3 protein-coding genes and 1 pseudogene are annotated in these 4,110 nt (G+C 63.4%); 1 reads left to right on the forward strand and 3 read right to left on the reverse strand.

All coding sequences use genetic code 11. The annotated features are described in order from the left end of the window. Positions 1 to 1,149: four-carbon acid sugar kinase family protein (locus EOC93_RS32800; RefSeq protein ID WP_164759382.1), on the reverse strand; the 1,149-nt coding region annotated here is incomplete at its 3' end. Positions 1,150 to 1,160: 11 nt separating this feature from the next. Next, complete coding sequence (gene oiaX, locus EOC93_RS32805; RefSeq protein ID WP_127206685.1) at positions 1,161 to 2,411, reverse strand: 3-oxo-isoapionate-4-phosphate decarboxylase OiaX; 1,251 nt, start codon at positions 2,409 to 2,411, stop codon at positions 1,161 to 1,163. Positions 2,412 to 2,552: 141 nt separating this feature from the next. Between oiaX and EOC93_RS32810 the strand changes: the two genes are divergently transcribed. Further along, entirely contained in the window at positions 2,553 to 3,266 is a 714-nt protein-coding gene (locus EOC93_RS32810; RefSeq protein ID WP_126103384.1) for a transcriptional regulator NanR, read from the forward strand. Here the strand turns inward: EOC93_RS32810 and EOC93_RS32815 are convergent. Further along, positions 3,267 to 4,110 (reverse strand): annotated as a pseudogene (locus EOC93_RS32815) (hypothetical protein); the annotation flags it as partial. It abuts the gene before it with no gap.

The raw sequence follows: 4,110 nt of genomic DNA on the forward strand, positions 1-4,110 counted from the left end.
GTGGCTCGACGTGTCGCCGCCGGCGATGACCACGCGCTGCAATTTCTGCTCGATCGTCAGCTTGCGAAGAAGTTCGCCGAGGCCGCGGCCAAGCTTATGGCGGGCGCCTTCCTGCCGGTCGATTTCGGCGCCACGGTCGGCTGTTGGTCCAAGCGCCGTATAGAGGACGACGCTGCGCCCGGCTTCCAGGCTGGCGCGTCCGGTGAAGACCGCGCGCGCAATCGCGTCGCTGGAGGCTTCGGAAACCAGTTCGATAGGATCCACCTCGATCCCGTCGAAACCGTCCGTCAAAGCATGCCGTATCTGCCGCTCCGTTGTCGGCGAGCAACTGCCCGAGACCACCGCGATCCGGTCGGCCGCACCCGGGGGCGAAAAGCCGGGCTCGGCACGGACAATCCCGTCAGACGCCCATTCAGCCAGCAGCGCATATTCGATGCCCGAAGAGCCGACGACGAAAGTGCCGCCAGGCCTGCGAACGCGCCATATCTCCTTGCCCGCAAGCGCCTGAGTCTCGCGGCTGTCGACATCCAAGAGCACGATATCGCTGCCATTCTCGATCAGGCGATCGAACGCTTCCGAGCGGAACGCCGACTGCAGCGTCGCTAGGTCGACCAGGCCCGAGCTGAGATCCGTCTGGCGCGACAGATGGATCAGCAGGTCCGACTCATCCATCGGCGTGGTCGGGTGGCGGCTCATCACGGGATGGCGATCGATACGGAAATATTTTTCGCGGTAGGCCGCAAACAGATGGCCGAAGGCGGTGTAGCGCTTGAGCTGCGGCGCGCCGACCACCAGCGGCACGCTGGCTTGGCTGAAAACCGAGCGGCCGATCTCGATGGCCCGGCCGATGCTGCCGATCGCCGGGCTGGAATCGAAGGTCGAGCAGACCTTGTAGTGGCAGATATCGGCGTTCAGGGTCTTCAGCCAGGCGAAGGCGCCCCGCAGATGCGTGTCCATCCACTGCGGCGTCTCGCTTCGGCTGGTGCCGGCGAGGCCGATGGCACGGCAATGCCTGAACTGCGAAAGCAGGGCCTCGTCCGGCTGGTGCATGAACAGCACGGTCGGCATACCGCCGAGCTCAAGCGCCTCCATGACGTCGGTCGAGCCGGTGAGGTCGTCGCCATAATAACTGAGAAGCAGGTTTTGCATAGCGTCGCTGCTCAGGCCGCTTTGCCGTCGCCGAATTTCTCGATCGACCGAGCCAATTCGGGATGGGTCAGGGCGAACTCCGCCAGCGGGATGCCATCGACCGCCGCCTGCCAGGCTTGCTGCACGGCGCGGACGCCGGCACCCGGCCCGTCTGGATGGCTGACGATGCCGCCGCCGCAGAGATAGAGAAGATCGACCGTTCGGCCGGTTCGCTCAAAGGTTTCGGGGGCCTGTCCGCCCCACTGGCCGGAGCCGGCCACCGGTAGCGCGCAATCATCAGGCGAAAAGATCGGGGTGGTCACCGCCCTGAAGGACTCGACGAAGGACCAGTCCGGCTCCCAGTATTTCGAGGCGATGCCGTTGATCTGGAACTGATCGACGCCGAGCAGCCGCCAGAATTGCTGCCAGACCTTGAAGTCCATGCCGAGGCCGGGGTGGCGGGTGAGAATGTCCCAGCCGTTGCGGTGGGCGTGGATCACCAGGCTGGAGCGCTTTCTGAGGAAGGCCATGCCGCCGAAGCCGACGGAGTTGATGTTGACCACGGCGCAATTGCCGCCGGCCTTCGCCACCAGATCGTGGTTTCGCATCATCTCGTCGGGGTCGGCATGCGAGATGCCGAAGGCATACATGACCTTTTTGCCGGTCTTCTGCTCGTGGTCGAGGACCAGCGGCATGATTGCCTTGACCCGTTCCGACAGAGCCGAATAGGCCGGGCTCATCAGCTTCTCGTCGTCCTTGATGAAATCGACGCCGGCGGCGATCAGCTCATCCACCATTGAGGCCGTCTCGTGCGGGCGCAATCCAAGCGCCGGCTTGACGATCGTCCCGATGATCGGGCGATCGGTGACACCGGTCAGCCGGCGGCTGCCTTTGACGCCGAATTGCGGACCTGGATGCGCGCCCCTGTATTCCTCCGGCAGCTTCAGATCGACGATGCGAATGCCGGACAGCCCCTTGATCGAAAAGGCGCCGCCGATGGCGATGGTCATCAGCGCCGAAAGGTCGGTGCCGATGGCATCGAGCGGAAACGCGATGTCGACATCGGCGCGCTTGAAGGGTCCGTCGCTGGCCTCGGGGAGGGACGGGCGATCGCCGTCCGGCAGAGGCCGTATCGCCAGGACGCGCGCCGCCACCCGGGCCTTGAGCTCTTCGGTCTCGCCGGCCAGCGCGACGAAGGTTCCGGTCGACTGGTCGCTGGCGATCTTGGCCGCCAACGCCTCGATGCTAGCCGAGGTCTCGATGCGATAGGTGAGGGTGATCATAGTTCGAAAAAAGTTCCCTGATCTTTGAAATCTGGTATAATGAGTACATAAGTATTGCAAGCGATATCCGCTTGGGCAGGCATTCCGGGAATCGTGGCGACAATGCTAAACAGACACCGGTCAAAGGAGTGATTCGCGACGATGAACCGTTCGGAGCCGATCGTCCGGCGCAAGCTTTCCGACGAAGTATTTTTGAGACTGAAGCGCTTGATCACCAGCGGCGAATTGCAGCCGGGCGATGACATGCCGTCGGAGCGCGAGCTGATGGAGCGCTTCGAGGTCGGCAGGCCGGCGATCCGCGAAGCGATGCAGGCGTTGAGCAATATGGGTCTCGTGGCGATCTCGCATGGCGAGCGGGCGAAAGTGCTTCAGCTGACCGCCAAGTCTATCATCAAACAGGTCGACGGCGCGGCCAAGATCATCCTGTCGTCGTCGAAGGACACGCTGGAGCACCTCAAGAACGCGCGCATCTTCTTCGAGCGCGGCATGGTCAGGGAAGCCGCAGAAAAAGCCACTGCCGAGGACGTTCAGCGGTTGCGCGCAACCGTTGCCGAACAGCGGAGCTTTCGCGGCGATTCCGAGGCCTTCATATCGGCCGACATGAAGTTTCATACCCAGATCGCGGCAATATCCGGCAACCCGATCTACGTCGCGGTCAGCGAAGCGATGCTGGGCTGGCTGAAGGAATATCATACCGAAATGCTGATCTGGACCGGCAAGGAAAAGTTCACGCTGACCGAGCATGAAGAGATCATCGGGCGCATCGAGCAGAAGGATGCGGACGGCGCCGAGAAGGCAATGATCAAGCACCTCGAGCGCTCGCGCGCGCTCTATGTGATGAATTCCGGCAACTGATCACCCGATCCGAGTGATCGCGTAAGGCGTCATCACAAGGTGGCGTCGTTCGAACCCGGAAATATCGACCGTCACTTCGCTCGCCGTCAGGTTCGCTAGCCACATGACGGTCTTGCCCGAGGCAGAACGGGCTGCCAGCGTGAGCACCCGCGTCTCATCGCTCGTCCTCGCCGCTACGTGCCTGAAGCCGGCCAGTTGGCAAAGCCCCTGCACGGACTGGAAGATCGGCCGGGGTTCATCTTCGCCGACAGGTTCCCCGGATGCCGCCAGCACGCCAAATGGTCCGGTGAAGCTGCAAAGCGTGAGCATCTCCAGCCCGGCCGGCGCGACACGCGCCGCATAGCCGATTGTCCAAGCAGCTCCGAACTGGCCTGCATGGCGTGGATCGCGGTCGGCCATGGCGATGCGCTGACCTTGCAGATTGGCCTTGGTCGCGCCGCCATAGGGGTTCTGGCGCATGGCGATGGTCGACGGGCCGATCCGGTAGGGTGTTGGCCCGAAGATCGCCCGCGTCGAGGCGGTGATGAAAGGCAGCGCCTCCAACGATTGCATGACGCTGAGATCGTCGGCGGCGTGCACGATCGGGCAGGTGCAATGGGTGACGAAATCGAGCTGGCCGGCCGGGACGCGCTTACGGTTCAACTCAGTGAAATAGCTGAACATGCCGCCACCGAGGCGGATATCGGGAAAGGCGCGGCGGGCGGCAGAATAGATGTCTTCGAGCGGCGGGCATTCAGGCCATGCGCTGCCCGGCGGCGTCGACTGCCGGTCGACCGAAGGCGAGACGGCTATGGCCGAAAGCTTCAGCCCGGCCTGGCGGACCATGCCGGCGACGCCTGAAAGC

This window comes from Mesorhizobium sp. M6A.T.Ce.TU.002.03.1.1 (assembly GCF_003997275.1).
In the GTDB taxonomy this organism is placed as follows: domain Bacteria; phylum Pseudomonadota; class Alphaproteobacteria; order Rhizobiales; family Rhizobiaceae; genus Mesorhizobium; species Mesorhizobium mediterraneum.

What these genes read in the sequence shown, in the direction of transcription:
- EOC93_RS32810 (WP_126103384.1), top strand. Translation starts at nt 2,553, where the DNA reads ATGAACCGTTCGGAGCCGATCGTCCGGCGCAAGCTTTCCGACGAAGTA.
- oiaX (WP_127206685.1), bottom strand. Translation starts at nt 2,411, where the DNA reads ATGATCACCCTCACCTATCGCATCGAGACCTCGGCTAGCATCGAGGCG.